The 15,920-nt window shown below is 73.9% G+C and carries 18 protein-coding genes; 9 read left to right on the forward strand and 9 right to left on the reverse strand.

All coding sequences use genetic code 11. The annotated features are described in order from the left end of the window. Positions 1 to 3 precede the first annotated feature (3 nt). Positions 4 to 477, forward strand: coding sequence for a hypothetical protein (locus tag CRP52_RS30320; protein ID WP_097239298.1), 474 nt, complete (start codon positions 4 to 6; stop codon positions 475 to 477). A 42-nt stretch (positions 478 to 519) separates the two neighbouring features. Here CRP52_RS30320 and CRP52_RS30325 read toward each other — a convergent pair whose 3' ends face one another. Beyond that, positions 520 to 933: a winged helix-turn-helix transcriptional regulator gene (locus CRP52_RS30325; protein WP_097239299.1), complete on the reverse strand. Its 414-nt coding sequence runs from the start codon at positions 931 to 933 to the stop codon at positions 520 to 522. A 90-nt stretch (positions 934 to 1,023) separates the two neighbouring features. Here CRP52_RS30325 and CRP52_RS30330 point away from each other — a divergent pair, with 90 nt between their 5' ends. Further along, complete coding sequence (locus CRP52_RS30330) at positions 1,024 to 1,857, forward strand: NAD(P)H-binding protein (protein WP_097239300.1); 834 nt, start codon at positions 1,024 to 1,026, stop codon at positions 1,855 to 1,857. On the opposite strand, the gene CRP52_RS30335 is transcribed toward CRP52_RS30330, so the two are convergent. The 4 genes from CRP52_RS30335 to CRP52_RS30350 all read right to left on the reverse strand — a co-directional run bounded on the left by CRP52_RS30335 (position 1,854) and on the right by CRP52_RS30350 (position 5,583). Continuing rightward, positions 1,854 to 2,804, reverse strand: a complete 951-nt coding sequence (locus CRP52_RS30335; protein WP_097239301.1) for an ADP-ribosylglycohydrolase family protein — start codon at positions 2,802 to 2,804, stop codon at positions 1,854 to 1,856. The genes CRP52_RS30330 and CRP52_RS30335 overlap by 4 nt on opposite strands. 255 nt (positions 2,805 to 3,059) lie before the next feature. Next, positions 3,060 to 4,016 (reverse strand): NADPH:quinone oxidoreductase family protein, encoded by a 957-nt coding sequence (locus CRP52_RS30340; protein ID WP_179853089.1) that lies wholly within the window; start codon positions 4,014 to 4,016, stop codon positions 3,060 to 3,062. Positions 4,017 to 4,027: 11 nt separating this feature from the next. Then, on the reverse strand, positions 4,028 to 4,828 hold the full coding sequence (locus CRP52_RS30345) for an SDR family oxidoreductase (RefSeq protein WP_097239303.1): 801 nt from the start codon (positions 4,826 to 4,828) through the stop codon (positions 4,028 to 4,030). Next, positions 4,825 to 5,583 carry an SDR family oxidoreductase gene (locus CRP52_RS30350; protein ID WP_218893199.1) on the reverse strand — a complete coding sequence of 253 codons (759 nt, stop codon included), beginning with the start codon at positions 5,581 to 5,583 and terminating at the stop codon, positions 4,825 to 4,827. Before CRP52_RS30350 ends, CRP52_RS30345 begins: the two co-directional genes overlap by 4 nt. A 228-nt stretch (positions 5,584 to 5,811) precedes the next feature. Between CRP52_RS30350 and CRP52_RS30355 the strand changes: the two genes are divergently transcribed. The 4 genes from CRP52_RS30355 to CRP52_RS30370 all read left to right on the forward strand — a co-directional run bounded on the left by CRP52_RS30355 (position 5,812) and on the right by CRP52_RS30370 (position 9,263). After that, positions 5,812 to 6,438, forward strand: coding sequence for a TetR/AcrR family transcriptional regulator (locus CRP52_RS30355; protein WP_097239304.1), 627 nt, complete (start codon positions 5,812 to 5,814; stop codon positions 6,436 to 6,438). 377 nt (positions 6,439 to 6,815) lie between these two features. Then, positions 6,816 to 7,079 carry an ABC transporter permease gene (locus CRP52_RS30360; protein ID WP_097239305.1) on the forward strand — a complete coding sequence of 88 codons (264 nt, stop codon included), beginning with the start codon at positions 6,816 to 6,818 and terminating at the stop codon, positions 7,077 to 7,079. 18 nt (positions 7,080 to 7,097) lie between these two features. Then, positions 7,098 to 7,871 (forward strand): hypothetical protein, encoded by a 774-nt coding sequence (locus CRP52_RS30365; RefSeq protein WP_097239306.1) that lies wholly within the window; start codon positions 7,098 to 7,100, stop codon positions 7,869 to 7,871. 6 nt (positions 7,872 to 7,877) lie between these two features. Continuing rightward, a complete protein-coding gene (locus CRP52_RS30370) occupies positions 7,878 to 9,263 on the forward strand; it encodes a hypothetical protein (protein WP_097239307.1) in 1,386 nt (461 codons plus the stop codon). 115 nt (positions 9,264 to 9,378) lie between these two features. On the opposite strand, the gene CRP52_RS30375 is transcribed toward CRP52_RS30370, so the two are convergent. The 4 genes from CRP52_RS30375 to CRP52_RS30390 all read right to left on the reverse strand — a co-directional run bounded on the left by CRP52_RS30375 (position 9,379) and on the right by CRP52_RS30390 (position 12,450). Further along, positions 9,379 to 10,452: a M14 family metallopeptidase gene (locus CRP52_RS30375; RefSeq protein WP_097239308.1), complete on the reverse strand. Its 1,074-nt coding sequence runs from the start codon at positions 10,450 to 10,452 to the stop codon at positions 9,379 to 9,381. Between the two features lie 15 nt (positions 10,453 to 10,467). Continuing rightward, on the reverse strand, positions 10,468 to 10,797 hold the full coding sequence (locus CRP52_RS30380; protein ID WP_097239309.1) for a hypothetical protein: 330 nt from the start codon (positions 10,795 to 10,797) through the stop codon (positions 10,468 to 10,470). A gap of 166 nt (positions 10,798 to 10,963) precedes the next feature. After that, positions 10,964 to 11,683 carry a TetR/AcrR family transcriptional regulator gene (locus tag CRP52_RS30385; RefSeq protein WP_097239310.1) on the reverse strand — a complete coding sequence of 240 codons (720 nt, stop codon included), beginning with the start codon at positions 11,681 to 11,683 and terminating at the stop codon, positions 10,964 to 10,966. A gap of 137 nt (positions 11,684 to 11,820) precedes the next feature. Continuing rightward, positions 11,821 to 12,450 (reverse strand): LysE family transporter, encoded by a 630-nt coding sequence (locus CRP52_RS30390; protein ID WP_097239311.1) that lies wholly within the window; start codon positions 12,448 to 12,450, stop codon positions 11,821 to 11,823. Positions 12,451 to 12,657: 207 nt separating this feature from the next. Here CRP52_RS30390 and CRP52_RS30395 point away from each other — a divergent pair, with 207 nt between their 5' ends. The 3 genes from CRP52_RS30395 to CRP52_RS30405 all read left to right on the forward strand — a co-directional run bounded on the left by CRP52_RS30395 (position 12,658) and on the right by CRP52_RS30405 (position 15,742). Beyond that, positions 12,658 to 13,287, forward strand: a complete 630-nt coding sequence (locus tag CRP52_RS30395) for a maleylpyruvate isomerase N-terminal domain-containing protein (RefSeq protein ID WP_097239312.1) — start codon at positions 12,658 to 12,660, stop codon at positions 13,285 to 13,287. Positions 13,288 to 13,438: 151 nt separating this feature from the next. Next, a complete protein-coding gene (locus tag CRP52_RS30400; protein ID WP_097240459.1) occupies positions 13,439 to 13,792 on the forward strand; it encodes a hypothetical protein in 354 nt (117 codons plus the stop codon). Between the two features lie 114 nt (positions 13,793 to 13,906). Then, positions 13,907 to 15,742: a M1 family aminopeptidase gene (locus CRP52_RS30405; protein ID WP_097239313.1), complete on the forward strand. Its 1,836-nt coding sequence runs from the start codon at positions 13,907 to 13,909 to the stop codon at positions 15,740 to 15,742. The last annotated feature ends 178 nt before the right edge of the window (positions 15,743 to 15,920 follow it).

A 15,920-nucleotide genomic window follows, 5' to 3' on the forward strand; every position in this document is an offset into this window, starting at 1 on the left:
ACCGTGACCACCGTGAACCCGAGAAGATCCGCCGTCCTGGCGCTGGCCGCCGCCCTGCTCGCCCTGACCGGCTGCGCCTCCACCGGAACGCGCCCGTCGGCGACCACCACCCTCAGCCCGGCCGCCCCGAGCAGCCCGGCCGTCCCCAGCCCGGCGGTGGTGACGGTGGACGAACACGCCGACCACACCACCGTGAAGGCGGCCGTCGGCTCGACCGTCTCGGTCGGCCTGCACAGCACCTACTGGTCCGCCGCGACCAGCTCCGCCCCCGACGTCCTCGCACCGAGCGGCACCCCGACCACCGCCCCGTCCCCCTCCTGCCGCCCCGGCGGCGGCTGCGGCACCGTCACCACCACCTTCACCGCCCACGCCCCCGGCACCGCCCGGCTGACCGCCACCCGCACCATCTGCGGCGAGGCCCTGCAGTGCCCGCCCGAGCAGGGCAGCTACGAGGTGACCGTCGAGGTCACCGGTTGAGGCCGGTTGAGGCCGGGGAGGTCGGGAAGGCCAGGGAGGCTGCTACCTGATCTCCGAGCCCGGGTTGGCCTCGTCCCACGCGTGACGTGAGGTGACGATCGCGTCGTGGTGGTCGTAGGACCAGTCGGCCATCGCCCGCACCAGGTGCGTCAGGCTGTGGCCGAGCGGGGTCAACTCGTACTCCACCTGCGGCGGGACGGTCGGATGGACGGTCCGGGACACCAGGCCGTCCCGCTCCAGGCGCCGCACCGTCAGGGTCAGCATCCGCTGCGAGATCCCCGGCAACGCCCGCTGCAGCTCGCGGAACCGCCGTACGCCCTGGGCGAGTTCGACGATGGTGAGGACCGACCACTTGTCGCCCAGGCGGTCCAGCAGGTCGCGGATCCCGCAGTCCACGCCGTCCTCGCACCAGACCACCGCTCGGGGAGTGGTTACCGCGCTGTGCCCTGCTGACATGAAAGTGCCTCCTTACGCCGAACGCCCAGGCTATCGAGGATGGTCAGGTCGCCGACCGTCGGCCATCCGACCACCTTTGGAGGAACGTTCATGCTGCTCGTCACCGGTGTCAACGGAGGTCTGGGCACGCTCGTGCTGGAGCGCCTGGCCGGCCGGGAGGAGGTCCTGGCCGGCTCGCGCACCCCCGAGCGGGTGCCCGCCGGGGTGCCCGCCCGGCTGGTGGACTTCGACCGGCCGCAGACGCTGGACGCCGCGTTCGAGGGCGTCCGAACCCTGCTGCTGATCTCGGCCGGCGCCGCCGAGGACGACGTGGTCATCGCCCGGCACGGCGCGGCGATCGCGGCGGCGGAGCGGGCGGGCGTCGAGCACGTCGTCTACACCAGCCTGTCCGGCGACGGCGACCACCTGCCGTACGCCCTCGCCCACCGCTGGACCGAGCGGCGGCTGCGCGAGTCGCCGAGCCTGCGCTGGACGGTGCTGCGCAACGGCCTGTACGCCGAACTGCTGGGCGCGATCGCCGCGCCCGGCCCGGACGGGGTGATCACCGCGCCGCTCGGCGACGGGAAGCTGGCGGCGGTGGCCCGGGCGGACCTCGCCGAGGTGGCGGCCAGCGTCGCCCTGGCGCCCGCCGAACACGCCGGCCGGACCTACGAGTTGGTGGGCCAGCGGGCCCTGGGCGGCGCGGAGGTGGCCGGGGCGCTCGGCGCCGAGTACCGCCCGGGCCGACTCGCCGACGCCCGGACGGCGATGGCGGCCTCGGACGCGCCGGACTTCCAGGTGCCGATGCTGGTCGGCACCTACTCGGCGATCGCCCACGGCTTCCTGGCCGGCCCCGGCGGGCCGGGCGACCTCGCGGCCCTGCTCGGCCGCGAGCCCCGCCCGGCCCTGGAGGTCATCGCCGCCGGGAGCCCGGACGCCCGCTAACGTGCCGCCTCCGCGTCGGCCCGGGCGACCCAGTCCGGCAGCGGCTCGCGGCAGGCCAGCCAGGACGGCGGCACGTCGGCCAGGCCGGTGCGGGCGGCGACCACGCCGCCGGTGATGGCGCAGGTGGTGTCCACGTCGCCCAGGCCCTCCGCCGTCGTCCACAGGGCGTCGGTGAGACTGTCCAGGTGGTGCGCGGCGGACCACAGGGCGAAGGGGACGGTGTCGCTCGCCCGGATCTTCTGCCCGTTGCCGAGCAGGTCGGCCGCCCGCCAGGGCTCGGTGCCCGCGGGCAGCTCGGCGGCGCGGTGCAGCCCGTTGCGGACGGCGCCCTCCGGGGTGCGGACGGCGACCTCGGCCAGCAGCTCGGGCCCCGCGGGGGCGGGCCCGGAGCGTGGTGCAGAAGGTCGGGCGCGGGCGGCGAGCGCCGCCGCCAGGGCGACCGCGACCGCCCCGGCGACGCCCTCGGGGTGCGCGTGCGTCACCTCGGCCGACAGGGCCGCCTGTTCGGCCGCCTCGTCCAGGTCGGTGTGGAACCAGGCGCCCAGCGGGGCGACCCGCATCGCCGCGCCGTTGCCGAGGCTGCCCTGGCCGTCGAACAGCTCGCGCGCCGCGGTGCGCCAACTCCCGGGCTCCTCGGCCAGCTTGGGGAGCAGCAGGTGCATGCCGTGCCCGTAGCCGCGGCCGGTGTCGGCCCGGTAGCCGGCCCCGAAGGCCTGGGCGAGGCGGTCCTGGTGCACAGCGTCGTAGGCGGTGAGGACCCCGTACACCGACAGCGCCATCGCGGTGTCGTCGGTCCAGTGCCAGGGGCCTTCCTCCGGCGTCCGCCGGGCCCGGATCTGCTCGAACGCGTCCTTCGGCGATCGGAAGAGGGGAAACCAGCGCTCCCCGAAGCCGTCCCCGAGGGCCAGGCCCTCCAGCGCGTCGCGGGCAGCGGAAAAGGTTGTCATCCCGGCATCCTGGCAGCCGCGATTCCCCTGCCGCACCCGGTTTCCCGGCTGCGGCAGGGGGCGCGTCCAGGGCCTGTCCGGGGGACAGAACACCTAGGGCGTGTCTGACAATTCCCGCCGGGCGCGCGACGCCGGGGCACGCACCTCGCCGCGTTGTCGTCGGTCGCCGATGCTCCGCATGGACTCCCTCCTCCGCCTTGCGATGCACGCACCCCAACGCCGCGCGCTGATCCGCCGCGAATTGTCAGACACGCCCTAGTCGCCCAGGACGGCGATCCGGCCGGTGCTCAGCCCGTCGGCGACCCGTTGGACGGCGTCGGCCGCGCCGGCCAGCGGCACCCGGGCGCTGACCAGGGGCCGGACGGCGCCCTGGTCGGCGAGCTTGGTCAGCTCCTCGTGCGCGGCGCGGACGGCCTGTGGGTCCTGGGTGTTGTACAGGCCCCAGTGCAGGCCGAGGATCGAGTAGTTCTTCACCAGGGCGTGGTTGAGCGCCGGTGCCGGGATCTGCCCGGCGGCGAAGCCGACCACCACGATCCGGCCCTCGAAGGCGACGCACTTGGTGGAGCCGGTGTAGGCCGCGCCGCCGACCGGGTCGAAGACCACGTCCGCGCCGCGCCCGCCGGTGGCCTCCTTGACGGCGGCGACGAAGTCCCGCTCCGTACGGTCCACCACCACGTCGGCGCCGAGCGCCCGGGCCGCCTCCGCCTTCGCCGGGCCGCCGACCACCGCGATCACCCGGGCTCCGGCGGCCCGGCCGAGCTGGAGCGCCGCGCTGCCGACACCGCCGGCCGCCGCGTGCACCAGCAGGGTCTCCCCGGCCCGCAGCCGGGCCCGGCGGTGCAGCGCGAACCAGGCGGTCTGGTAGCCGATGTGCAGCGCCGCCGCCTCGGCGTCGTCCAGCGCCTCGGGCGCGGGGAACGCGGCCGCGGCGTCCAGCAGTGCGTACTCGGCGAAGGCGCCCTGCGGCAGCAGCGGGTTGCCGATCAGCCGCTCGCCCCGCCGGGGCCCGTCCGCGACCTCGCCGCACAGCTCCACCCCGGGGGTGAACGGCAGCGGCGGGCGGACCTGGTACTGCCCGCGGACCATCAGCGCGTCCGGGAAGTTGACGGCGGCGGCCCGCACCCGGACCAGCAGCTGCCCCGGGCCGGCGACCGGCCGTGCGACGTCCTCGGCGAGCCGCATCACCGCGGCCGGCTCGCCGAGCTCTCCCACCTGCCAGGCCCTCACAGCGCCGCACCCTTCTCCAGTCCCTGCTGGAGCCGGTTCATCCCGGCGATCCAGCGGTCCGGTTCGGTGGCCCGGACCCGGTAGTACTCGGCGACCTCGGGGTGCGGAAGGATCAGGAAGCGCTCCTCGCCCAGGGCGGCCAGCGTGGCCTCGGCGACGTCCTCCGGGTCCAGCGCGGTCGGCGCCAGCAGCGCCTCGCCGACGGCGCCGGTCGAGGCGAGCATGTCGGTGCGCACGCCCTGCGGGCAGAGCGCGTGCACCCGGACGCCCCGGTGGCGGTAGGTCGCGGAGAGCCATTCGGCGAAGGCGAGCGCGCCGTGCTTGCTGACCGCGTACGGGGCCGACCCGAGCATGGTGAGCAGCCCGGCGGCGGAGACGGTGGCCAGGAAGCGGCCCTCGCCGCGCTCCAGCCAGCGGGGGAGCAGCAGGTCGGCGGCCCGGACGTGCGCGAGCACGTTGACCTCCCAGGCGCTCTCCCAGGCGGCGGCGGGCGCGTCGGCCCCGCCGACCGGGGCGACGCCCGCGTTGGCGCACCACACGTCGATCTCGCCCAGGGCGGCCCGGGCCTGCCCGACCAGGGCGGCCAGGCCCTCGGCGGAGGCGGCGTCCCCGGGCAGGGCGGTGCCGGAGCAGTCCTTGGCGACGGCGTGGGCGGCCTCGGCGTCCAGGTCGTTGACCACCACCCGGGCCCCGGCGGCCGCGAAGGCCCGGGCGAGCGCGGCCCCGATGCCCCGGCCGGCGCCGGTCACCACCACGCCCTGGCCGGCGAACCGGTCGGCGAAAGCCCCGGCCGTCACATCCCACCGCCGAGGGTGACTCCGCCGTCGACGACGAGGGTCTGGCCGGTGATCCAGCCGGAGTCCGGGGAGAGCAGGAAGGCGACGGCGCCCGCGACGTCCTCGGGGACGCCGAGCCGGCCGAGCGGGTACGCGGCGGCGACCTTCTCCTCGCGGCCCTCGTACAGCGCCTCGGCGAACTTGGTCTTGACCACGGCGGGGGCGACGGCGTTGACCCGGATGCCCTGCGGGCCCAGCTCGGCACCGAGCTCGGTGGTGAGCCGGATCAGCGCGGCCTTGCTGACGCCGTACATGCCGATCCCGGCGGAGGCGCGGATGCCGGCGACGGAGGCGACGTTGACGATCGAGCCGCCGTGCTCGCCCATCCACGCGGCGTGCACGCGGCGGGTCCAGGCCAGCGGGCCGAGCACGTTGACGGCGAAGATCTTGGCGGCGGCGGCCTCGTCGGTGTCCAGGACCGGGCCGTACACCGGGTTGATGCCGGTGTTGTTGACCAGGTGGTCGAGCCGTCCGAAGGCCTCCAGGGTGCGGGCGACGGCCTCCTCCTGGTGGGCCGGATCGTCGGCCTTGCCCGCCACGGCGATCGCGTTGTCGGGGCCGCCCAGGTCCCGGACGGCCTCGGCCAGCGGCTCGGGGTTGCGGGCGGTGAGGCAGACCTTGGCGCCGCGGGCGACCAGCTCGCTCGCGATGCCCAGGCCGATGCCCCGGCTCGATCCGGTGACGACGGCCACCCGGCCCTTGAAGGAGTGCACCACGGAGCGTCCTGCCTTTCCCACGGGGATCTCGTCTGCGACCGCCCGTATGACGTGTGCGGCCGCCGGGCGACCTCGGCGACCGCCGGTGTGACGTGTGACGTGCTGACTAAGCGCTTGCTCAGCATGGTGTCGGTGCGGGAGCCTGTCAACAGGCCGCCCGCGTCCGCCGGGCCGCCGACGAGAAAGCCTGTACGAGTTCCGGCACGACTTCTCTGCGAGGATGGCGCCATGACCAGCACTCCGATCGCCGACCTCTGGCCGACCCTGCCCGGCGCCGACACCCGCCCCGAGGCGGCGTACCGGCTGCTCCAGGCCGCCGCCGAGTCGTTCGCGGAGCGCGGCTTCCACGCCACCACCACCCGGGACATCGCCACCGCCGCCGGGATGAGCCCGGCCGCGCTGTACATCCACTACCAGTCGAAGGCCGCACTGCTCGCCGAGATCAGCCAGGCCGGGCACGCCGCCACGCTCGCCCTGGTCCGGGCGGCCGCGGCCGGTGAGGGCGGCCCGGCGGAGCGGATGCGGCGGCTGGTCGAGCAGTTCACCGCCTGGCACGCCCGGGCCCGTACGGTCGGCCGGGTGGTCAACTACGAGCTGCACGCCCTGCCCGAGGACGCCTACGCGGTGGTCGCGGCGCTGCGCCTGGACATCGAGCGCGAGGTCAGCGCGCTGATCGAGGAGGGCGCTGCGGCCGGGGAGTTCCAGGTCTCGGAGGTGCGCACGGCGGCCCGCGCGGTCACCTCGCTGGGCATCGACGTCTCCCGCTGGTACACCGACCGCTCGACCGAGGCCCCGGAGGAGCTGGGCCGCAGATACGGCGAGCTGGTGCTGCGGATGCTCGGCGCCCGGGTCTGAGCCCAGGGGCACGGGGGCGGCGGGGGCGGGCGGCCCGGACCGCCCTTGACCTGTCCACGGAGTGCGAGCAGACTCGTATACGAAGTACGTGTGCCTCGTAGGCGTACAGCGCAGGGACCGGCACGCAGGGTGGCAGCGAAACCCCGACACCGCGGGCCCCTCCCCGGCGCACTCCCACCGCAGCCTCCGACACTGCGGATCGAAGCAGAACCACCTCCCACGGCGACCACGCCCCCGACCGGCGGCGCCGACGGGGAGCGACCCCCGACCCGGGCCGGCCCGGCCGGGTCGTGCCGCCGCCACGGCGCGGCGGCACGGGAACGGCGCGCGCTGCGTCGCGGCGCGGCCCGGGCGGTTGGAGAAGGGGAGGCGCAGTGATGCCCTTCCGGCAATCGCGTCCGGTCCGGCGCCGCTTCTGGCTGGAGACGGCCCTCGGCGGGCTGTCCGGACTGCTGTTCCTGCTCACCCTGGTGTGGCCGCAGTGGATCGAGACGCTCATCGGCATCGACCCGGACGCCGGCAGCGGCGCAGCGGAATGGCTGGTGGTCGCGCTGGCGGCCGCCGTCACCGCCGCCTGCCTGCTCGGCGCCCGGATCGAGTGGCGCCGGGCGCGCCCGTCCTCGGCCCGTGCCGCCCGCTGACGGGCGAGGAGGACCGTCATGTCTGACACATCACCCGGTGTCGCCCCCGAGCGGCTGACCGAACTCGTCCGGAAGGCTCCACTGAGCTTCGTGGGCACGGTCACCAGGGTCGGCGGCACCTCGCTCGCGGCCTTCCCGGCCGACGCCCGCAACGAACGCACGACCGTGGTCCGGGTGGACCAGGTGCTGCACGCGCCCGAGGCCTTCCGGCAGCTCGCGGGCAGCGAGGTCACCGTCCAACTGGCCCCGGACGACGACCTGTTGGCCGTCGGCGACACGAGGGCGTTCTTCACCCAGGGCCTGGTCTACGGCGAGACCCTGGGCGTCACCGAGGTCGGCCGGCTGCCGGCCGAGACCGTCCAGCGGCACGTCTCGCTCGCCGCCACCACGGCCGACGAACTGCCGTTCTCCGCGGTGCAACGGGAGATCCGCAACCAGGACCTGGCCGCGCACGCCGCGGAGGCGGACGCCGTCGTCGTCGCCACCGTGGCCGGCCTGGAGGACCTGGGCCTGCCGTCGTACTCCGAGCACGCCCCGCACTGGTGGCGTGCCACGCTCGACGTCTCGCACGTCGAGGCCGGCGCTGTCGAACCCGGGCGGATCAGCGTCCTCTACCCGAGCAGCGAGGACGTCCGCTGGCGCCACGTGCCCAAGCCGCTGCCCGGACAGCCGGGCCTGTGGCTGCTGCACGGGACGTCCGGCGAGCTGGCCGCGCACGCGCCGTACCGACTGCTCGACGCCGACGACTACCAGCCCGCCCAGAAGCTCGCCGACCTAAGGGAACGGAGGTGAGCCCGGATGCCCACCATCAAGGTCGTCGACATCACCCCCAAGTCGCTGAGCGGCGAAACGAAGCTGGACAATGAGCCCAGCATCGCGGTCAACCCGGAGAACCCGAACGAGATCGTCGCGACGGCGTTCACCGCCGCCCCGCTGGGCAGCCCCTTCGCCCCCGTGTACGTCTCGACCGACGGCGGGAACACGTGGGTGCTGAACCCGGTCGTCCCGGGCAACGGGGGCCTCGGCACCGGGGACATCAGCGTCGGCTTCGCCTCGCAGGGCGGTCAGCTCTACACCGGCATCCTCAACGGGCTGACCGGCGACCTGCAGATCCTGCGCGCACCGACGATCACCTCGGCCACGCCGATGAGCGTGCTCGTCGACCGCAGCGACGTGGACCAGCCCTGGGTGGTCGCCATCACCGTCTCGGTGAACGGCCACGACAGCGACCGGGTGTACGTCGGCAACAACGACGCCGCCTCGCCGACGGGGAGCGCCACCGTGGACGTCTCGGGAGACGCCCGCACCGGGCCGGCTCCGGCCGGGTTCGGCCCCGTCCGGCTCGACCGGCGCCCCGGCACGCTCTTCGACGGGCCGCCGGTGCGGATCGCGGCGCACCCGGACGGCACGGTCTACGTCGCGTTCCAGAGCTTCACCGCCGAAGACCCCGTGGACAAGGCCCAGATGACCTTCGACGTCGTGGTGGCCCGCGACGACCGGGGCGGCATCGGAGCGAAGCCCTTCGAAGACCTGCTGGACTCGGCCGACGGCGAGGTCGGCCAGCGCGTGGTCACCGGCCGGAAGGTCCGGTTCAACTCCAAGCAGCGGACGCTGGGCCAGGAACGCACCGGCGCCGACCTCTCGATCGGGGTGGACCCGACGGACTCCGACAGCGTGTGGATCGCCTACTGCGACAACCTCGGCGGAACCGCCCCCACCGACTACGTGCTGCACACCCGCCACTCGAAGGACCGGGGGCACACCTGGTCGGCGGCGCGCCCGGACGTGGTCGGCGGCAAGAACCCGTCGTGGGCGGTCAACTCCGACGGGCTGGTCGGCCTGGTCTACCAGCGGCTGGCCGACAACCAGTGGTCGACGGTGCTGGAGCTGACCGGTGACGGCTTCGCGACGGTGGAGAGCCACGTGCTGCACCAGGCCCCGGGCGACGTCCCGCCGGCCGGGAGGCAACTGCCGTACCTCGGCGACTACATCCGGATGGTCGCGGTAGGGAAGGACTTCTACGGGATCTTCGCCGGCAACAACACCCCGGACCGGGCCAACTTCCCGGTGGGCGTGACGTACCAGCGCAACGCCAACTTCACCACCCACCAACTGCTCGCCCTGGACGCGTTCACCACGGTGCCACCGTCCATCGACCCGTTCTTCTTCCACCGCGCCGCCTAGCGCTTTTCACGTCGCCACGCAGCGCTTCTCGCGCCCGGGCGCCCGCCACGGTCGATCGTGGCGGGCGCCCAGCTGTCGGGCACTGTGGCTTCGGGGGTGTTCGGTTCGGGGGTGTTCAGGCGGCGGCCAGGCAGAACTGCACCAGCCCGGCGTCCACTTCGAGGACGATCTCCTGCATCTCCGCCCACGGCGGGTGGAACGCGGTGCCCCACTCGACGGTGAAGCCGAGCACCTTCTCCCGGTCCGGGTTGACGAAGTGCCGGGAGTAGACGTAGTCGTCGCTGGTCCCGCTGGTCGGGTAGAGGTGGAAGCCGGACATCGGCTTGTACGTCACGCCGCGCACGCCGTGGACGCCCAGGCAGAACGCCTCGGCGAGCAGCACGGCGGCGTCCTCGTCGCCCTTGGGGATGTACTCGGCGTACGTGAGGTCGCCGGGCAGGCCGCGCTTGCCGTCGAACGCGTGGTTGCGGAAGTTCATGGCGGGGTCGACCGACTGGTTCTCGTCGTCGCCCCAGTTGTAGAGCATGTCCTTGGAGTAGCTGTGCACGTCGACGAACCACCGGGTCCGCGGGAACCGGTCGAGCAGCCAGCGGACGTTGCGGGTCTCCGGCTCGGAGAACGCGCTCGGGCCGGCGTAGACGTACCGGTCGCAGGGGTTGGTCGACACCTGGGGGTGTGCGTTCGGGTCGAAGGCGGTGGTGAAGTCGAAGAGGAAGTCGTAGTTGCGGTTGAGGTCGACGCCGACGCAGGCCGGGTCCGACTGGCTGCCGTTGTTGTGCGGGTTGCGGTTCTTGCGCCACATCGGCTTGACGGTCTGGCTGTAGAGCCGGCCGTCCGGATTGACCAGCGGGAAGATCACCAGGTCCAGGCGGCGGAGCAGGCTCAGCACCTGGTCGGCGGTGAAGGTGGTGTCGTGGTAGCCGAGGCCGGTGCCGTTCTGGTGGGCCTCCAGCAGGTCGGCGGCGAGGTGGACGAGGATCTCGCAGCTGCCCCACTCACGGGCGTGGACGCCGCCGATCATCATCACGCACGGCTTCGGGATGCCGGCGGGGGCGCCGATCTTCAGGGCGTGGGCGGTGCGGCCCTCCCAGGAGGGCTCGGGCAGGGTGATGAGTTCGGTGAGCCCGGGGTAGGCGGTGGCCAGGCTGGTCACGGCGGACTCGACCTCGGTGATGTTCAGGTACGGCATGGCGGGCCTCCCGGGTCAGCCGGCGAGCTTGGCGGCCAGGCCGTGCGGGACGGCGTCGGCGGCGGCGAACCGGTCGCCGGTGCCGACCTCGGCCTGGGCGGCGCGTCCGGCCTCGCTGGCGTTGCCGGTCCGGGTGACCGTGACGCCCTCGCGTTCGAGGGCCGGGATCTCGGAGGCCGGGGCGTAGACGTCGATGCCGATACGGCCGTCCGCCTCGACGTGCGGGCGTCCGCCGACGTCGGGACGGGTCTCGTGGAGCAGGGTGCGCAGGGTCTCGCGGTCTTCGGCGATGACGTGCAGGCGCAGGATGTCGTCGTGGGGTGCTTCGTTCGGAACGGCGGACATGGGGGACTTCTTCCGGGCGCCGCCGGCGCTTCGGGGAGTGCTCGGGGGAGCTGGTCCTCGGGGGAGTGCTCGGGCGAGCGGGTCCTCGGGGAGTGCTCGGAAGTACTCCGGGGCTTGCTCGGCGGTGCCGATCTGGGCGGATATGTCCGACGTGTACCTCGTATCCTCAGGATGCGTCGCCGCCGTAGAAGGCGTCAAGGGGCGGCGAAGGCATCCCGTCCAGCAGGGCCTCCAGGCCACTGAGCATCTCCGCCTCGTCGTCGAAGTCGGCGAAGCGGGGCACCAGGGCGCGCAGCCGCGGGTACTCGGCGGCGGGCAGCCGGTGCAGGCCCAGCCGCAGCGCGGGGTCCGGCTCCTCCGGGTTGTCGACCACCTGGCGCTTGTCCACCAGCAGGCAGCCGAGGTTCCAGGCGACGAAGGTGCGGTAGACGGTCAGCGCGGTGGCGTCGTCGAAACCGGCCCGGCCGAGCACGGCGAGGATGTGCTCGGTGAGTTCGAGCACCGGCGCCGGGCGGCGGGTCATCGGGACGCTCAGCGGCCGGGTCGCGACCAGCGGCAGGATCTCGGGGTGGGCGTGCGCGGCGGCGGCGAAGGCCTGGGCGATCCGGCGCAGCTCCTGGCGCCAGCCGGGCTCGCGGGCGGCGTCGGCGCTGGTCCGCAGCCGGTCGTTGACCTCGGTGAAGTAGGCCTCGATCAGGCCGTCCAGCAGGGCTTCCTTGCCCGGGGTGTAGCGGTACAGGGCCATCGACTCGACGCCCAGCTCGGTGGCCAGCCGGCGCATGGTCAGTGCGCTCAGGCCCTCGCGGTCGACCAGCGCCACGGCGGCGGCGAGGACCAGCGGGCGGTTCAGCCGGCCCCGCTTCTCGGTGCCGTCCCGTTCGACCATGTCCGCACTCCTCAGGAGGCAGCGGTGGGTGTGATGCAGCGGATGTCACGCAGCGGATACAGAACCAGGATACAAGGTATGAATCGGGCGTAAACGGGTGAGCCGCTTTCGATCGGCTGAGGCGGCGAACTCGCTGGTCAGCCGACCAGCAGCCGGACGGCGAGCCCGGCGACCAGGGTGGAGGAACCGAGTGCGGTGAGTAGTCGGCCGCGCGGCCCGGTCAACGCCCGGCCCAGCAGCGCGCCGCCGGAGGCGAGCAGCAGCTGCCAGCCGGCCGAGGCGGCGAACGCGGCGGCCGCGAACACCGCCCGGGCCAGGGCGTCGGAGGCCGCACCCTCCCGGGCCCCGCTGCCGAGGACCAGTGCGGTGAAGTAGAGCACGGTGAGCGGGTTCAGCAGGGTGATCCCGAGCAGGGTGAGGAACGCCCGGGCGGGGGAGGGCGGTTCCCGCTCCGGCGTCGCGGCGGCCCCCGGGCGGCTGCTGCGCAGCGCGGAGCGGGCCGTGCGGACGGCCAGGGCCAGCAGGACCACGGCAGAGGCGATCCGCAGCGGCCCGGCGAACGGTGCGAGCAGGGGTGCGAGGCCGGTGCCGCCCGCCGCCGCGAGCAGGGCGTACAGCCCGTCGGCGGTGGCCACGCCGAGTGCGGCGCAGGCGCCGGTGCGCAGCGAGGTCCGGGCGGTGAGGGCGACCAGGTAGGCCCCGACGGCGCCCACCGGGACGGCGACGCCGAACCCGGCGAGCAGCCCCGCGACCAGGGCGGCCCTCACGCGCGGGCGGCGTCGCGCCTCCGGGGCCGGCCGGGCTGCTGCTGACCCGCGGCCGGGCGGGCGGCGGAGGTCACGGGCAGCGGGCGGGCGGGGGAGTCGGTCATGGGCCGATCCTGGCGGCCGGGCCGCGGCGACGGCAACTGCTTTTCGCGGGGCGCCGGGTAGCGTGGGGGCCGTCCTGTGATCGAAGGCCCCCGAGGAGAGCCGATGGACAGTCAGAACGACTCCGTGCGCGAGCTGTTGACGCAGGCCTGGGCCTCCTGGGCGGAGCGCGGCGCGGCCCTGGACGCCGAGGACTGGGACCGGCCGACCCGGCTGCCCGCGTGGACCGTCCGGGAGCTGTACGCACACGTGGCGCCGATGCCGGAGATGTTCGCCGGGCTGCGCGCGGCCGTCCTGGCCGGGCCGGCCGAGGTGACCAGCGGCGCCGGGATCCTGCGGGCCTACAACCGGCCGGGCGGCATCGCGCACACCGCGGCCGGGCAGGTCGCCGAGGCGGCGAAGCAGTCCGCCGGTTCGCTCGAACCCGCCCTGCTGATCGCCCGGTTCGGGGTCGAGGGCCCGGCCGCCCTGGCCGGCCTCGCGGACCTGCCGCCGAGCACGACGGTGGCGCACCCGATGCTCGGCAGCGTGACGGTCGGCGCGCTCGGCGAGGTGGCGCTGATGGAGGCGACCGTCCACCTCCTCGACCTGATCGCGGCCGTCGGCGGCCCGCCGCCCGCCGACGCCGCCCTGCACGCGACCCGCGCGCTGCTGGCCGAGGTCGCGGACCCGGTGGCCTTCATCGAGGCGGCGACCGGGCGCAGCTCGGAGGCGGTGCTGCCGGTCGTCCGTTGAGGCGCCGCTCCCGGCCGCCCGCCGAGCTGCCGCTCCCGGTCGTCCGTTGCGGCCCGTCGTTCGGCGGGGGCCAGGTAAGTGCTGGTCAGCAGTATGATCAGCGGCTGGTATCGGCCCGATCGGGGGAGAGTCAGTGGACCAGGTGCTCAACATGTGGTGGGTGCTGCCCGTCGTCCTGTACGGCAGCGGGTGGATCGTCAAGGACGCCCGGCAGGCGTTGAAGGTGCGGCACGAGCGGAAGATGGAGCTGCTGGCCGCGACCGAGCGCCGGCAGGCCGCGCTGGAGGCGTCCAACCGCGCGCCGGAGCCGGTCTGCGGCTGCACCCACCACCTGGCCAAGCACGACAAGCAGGGCCGCTGTCACGAGGACGTCGAGGCCCCGACCGCCTGGGACGCCGACCGCCGCCCGCTGCAGTACGAGGCGCGGCGCTGCAACTGCCAGCAGTACATCGGTCCGGAGCCGCTGGGCACGGTCTTCGCCCCGGAGCTGGTCGACCCGCGCTGATCCTGCGTGTACGGCCCCTCGGAGGTGGAGGCCGGTGCGCTGGCATGACCCTTTCAAAGGCGCGGGTTTGCTGTCACGCTGCTGCTCCCGGCCCGCTCCCCACGAGAGGTTCCGATGAGAAGACTCCTGCATGCCCTGACCGGCGCCGCGCTGTTCGCGGCGGCCGGCCTCACGGCGCTCGCCACCCCCAATGTGGCGAGCGCCGCGGACTGCACAGCCGCCCAGGTGGTGGCCAACGGCGGTTTCGAGTCCGGCAGTTCGCCCTGGACGGCGCCGAGCGGCGCGATCACCTCCGACACCGGCCAGAGCGCGCACTCCGGCGGCTCCTACGCCTGGCTCGACGGCTACGGCTCCACCCACACCGACACGCTCTCGCAGTCCGTCACCCTCCCCGCGGGGTGCGGCACCGCCACGCTCGGGTTCTGGCTGCACGTCGACACCGCCGAGACGACCACCAGCACGGCCTACGACAAACTGACCGTCAAACTCGGCTCCACCACCCTGGCCACCTACTCCAACCTGGACGCCCGCGACGGGTACGTGCACAAGACCGTCGACGTCTCCGCCTTCGCCGGACAGACCGCGACGCTCGCCTTCACCGGGACGGAGGACTCCAGCCTGCAGACCAGCTTCGTGCTGGACGACGTCACCCTGGACGCCTCCGGCGGCACCACCCCGCCCCAGCCCGGCGACCCGACCCGCACCCCGGCCGCGCCCGGCTACACCGTCAACCTCACCAGCGACGCCTCCGGCGGCAGTTGGACCGGGCACGAGAGCGTGACCTTCACCAACGCCTCGCCCACCGCGCTGAACGAGGTCTACCTACGGCTCTGGGACAACTGGCACGGCAGCTGCCCCAGCACCCCGATCACGGTGACCAACGTGACCGGCGGCACGCCCGCCCCGCTCTCGGTGAACTGCACCGCGCTCAAGATCACCCTGCCGGCGCCGCTCGCGCAGGGCCAGAGCGGAACCGTCGGCTTCGACCTCGGCATCACCGTGCCGAGCGGCGCCGACCGCTTCGGCCGCGACGGGGCGTTCAACTTCCTCGGCAACGCCCTGCCCGTCCTGGCGATCCGCGACGCGGCCGGCTGGCACCTCGACCCGTACACCAACAACGGCGAGTCCTTCTACTCGGTGGCCGCGGACTTCACCGTCACCCTCGACCACCCGACGAGCCTGCTCGTCCCCGCGACCGGCACCTCGGTGGACACCCCCGGCACGGCCGGGCGGACCGTGACCAAGGCGACCGCGAGCAAGGTGCGCGACTTCGCCTGGGGTGCCGGGCCGTTCACCGTGGTCTCCGGCACCTCGCAGGCCGGGGTGAAGGTCAACGTCTACTCGGTGGCCGGGATCAGCGCGGCGGACGCCAAGTCGATGCTCTCCACCGCGACCTCCGCGGTCGACGCCCACGCCCAGCGCTTCGGCGCCTACCCGTACGGCGAACTGGACGCGGTGATCGACAACAACTTCTGGTTCGGCGGCATGGAGTACCCGGGCTTCGTCCTCGACCTGGTCAGCACCACGGCGCTGACCCACGAGATCGGCCACCAGTGGTGGTACGGCATCGTGGGCGACGACGAGTACAACGGCCCCTGGCTGGACGAGGCCTTCACCGACTACGCCACCGATCTCGCCCTCGGCAAGACCGGCAACGGCTGCTGGAACAGCGTCTCCTGGGCCTCGTCGGCGGAGAAGATCACCAACTCGATGGCGTACTGGGACGCCAACTCCTCCCGCTACTCCACCGTGGTCTACGGCTACGGCAAGTGCGCCCTGCACGACCTGCGCCGCACGATCGGCGACACCGCGATGACCACGCTGCTGCGCAGCTACGCGCAGGCGCACTGGTACGGGGTGTCCACCACCGCCGAGTTCAAGGCCGCGGCCCAGGCCGCCACCACCGTCGACCTGACCTCCTTCTGGAGCCAGCACCGCATCGAGGGCTGAGCACCCGAGTACCTGAGCACCTGAGTACCTGAGCACCGCAGCACCCGAGTACCTGAGCACCGCAGCAACCGAAGCTCCTGAAGGCGCCGCCCCCGTTTTCAGCCGGGGGCGGCGCCCCTTGACTGCGCGCGCCGTGCGGCGGACGCTGTCCGTATACGGCATAAATGTCCGCCGTCCA

It is taken from the genome of Streptomyces sp. 1331.2 (assembly GCF_900199205.1).
Taxonomy (GTDB): Bacteria; Actinomycetota; Actinomycetes; order Streptomycetales; family Streptomycetaceae; genus Kitasatospora.

Bases quoted from the DNA above. Each gene is read 5' to 3' on its own strand.
- CRP52_RS30325 (WP_097239299.1), bottom strand. From the start codon at position 933: ATGTCAGCAGGGCACAGCGCGGTAACCACTCCCCGAGCGGTGGTCTGG.
- CRP52_RS30370 (WP_097239307.1), top strand. From the start codon at position 7,878: ATGCCCACCATCAAGGTCGTCGACATCACCCCCAAGTCGCTGAGCGGC.
- CRP52_RS30395 (WP_097239312.1), top strand. From the start codon at position 12,658: ATGGACAGTCAGAACGACTCCGTGCGCGAGCTGTTGACGCAGGCCTGG.
- CRP52_RS30365 (WP_097239306.1), top strand. From the start codon at position 7,098: ATGTCTGACACATCACCCGGTGTCGCCCCCGAGCGGCTGACCGAACTC.
- CRP52_RS30380 (WP_097239309.1), bottom strand. From the start codon at position 10,797: ATGTCCGCCGTTCCGAACGAAGCACCCCACGACGACATCCTGCGCCTG.
- CRP52_RS30385 (WP_097239310.1), bottom strand. From the start codon at position 11,683: ATGGTCGAACGGGACGGCACCGAGAAGCGGGGCCGGCTGAACCGCCCG.
- CRP52_RS30400 (WP_097240459.1), top strand. From the start codon at position 13,439: ATGTGGTGGGTGCTGCCCGTCGTCCTGTACGGCAGCGGGTGGATCGTC.
- CRP52_RS30405 (WP_097239313.1), top strand. From the start codon at position 13,907: ATGAGAAGACTCCTGCATGCCCTGACCGGCGCCGCGCTGTTCGCGGCG.
- CRP52_RS30335 (WP_097239301.1), bottom strand. From the start codon at position 2,804: ATGACAACCTTTTCCGCTGCCCGCGACGCGCTGGAGGGCCTGGCCCTC.
- CRP52_RS30355 (WP_097239304.1), top strand. From the start codon at position 5,812: ATGACCAGCACTCCGATCGCCGACCTCTGGCCGACCCTGCCCGGCGCC.
- CRP52_RS30330 (WP_097239300.1), top strand. From the start codon at position 1,024: ATGCTGCTCGTCACCGGTGTCAACGGAGGTCTGGGCACGCTCGTGCTG.
- CRP52_RS30375 (WP_097239308.1), bottom strand. From the start codon at position 10,452: ATGCCGTACCTGAACATCACCGAGGTCGAGTCCGCCGTGACCAGCCTG.
- CRP52_RS30360 (WP_097239305.1), top strand. From the start codon at position 6,816: ATGCCCTTCCGGCAATCGCGTCCGGTCCGGCGCCGCTTCTGGCTGGAG.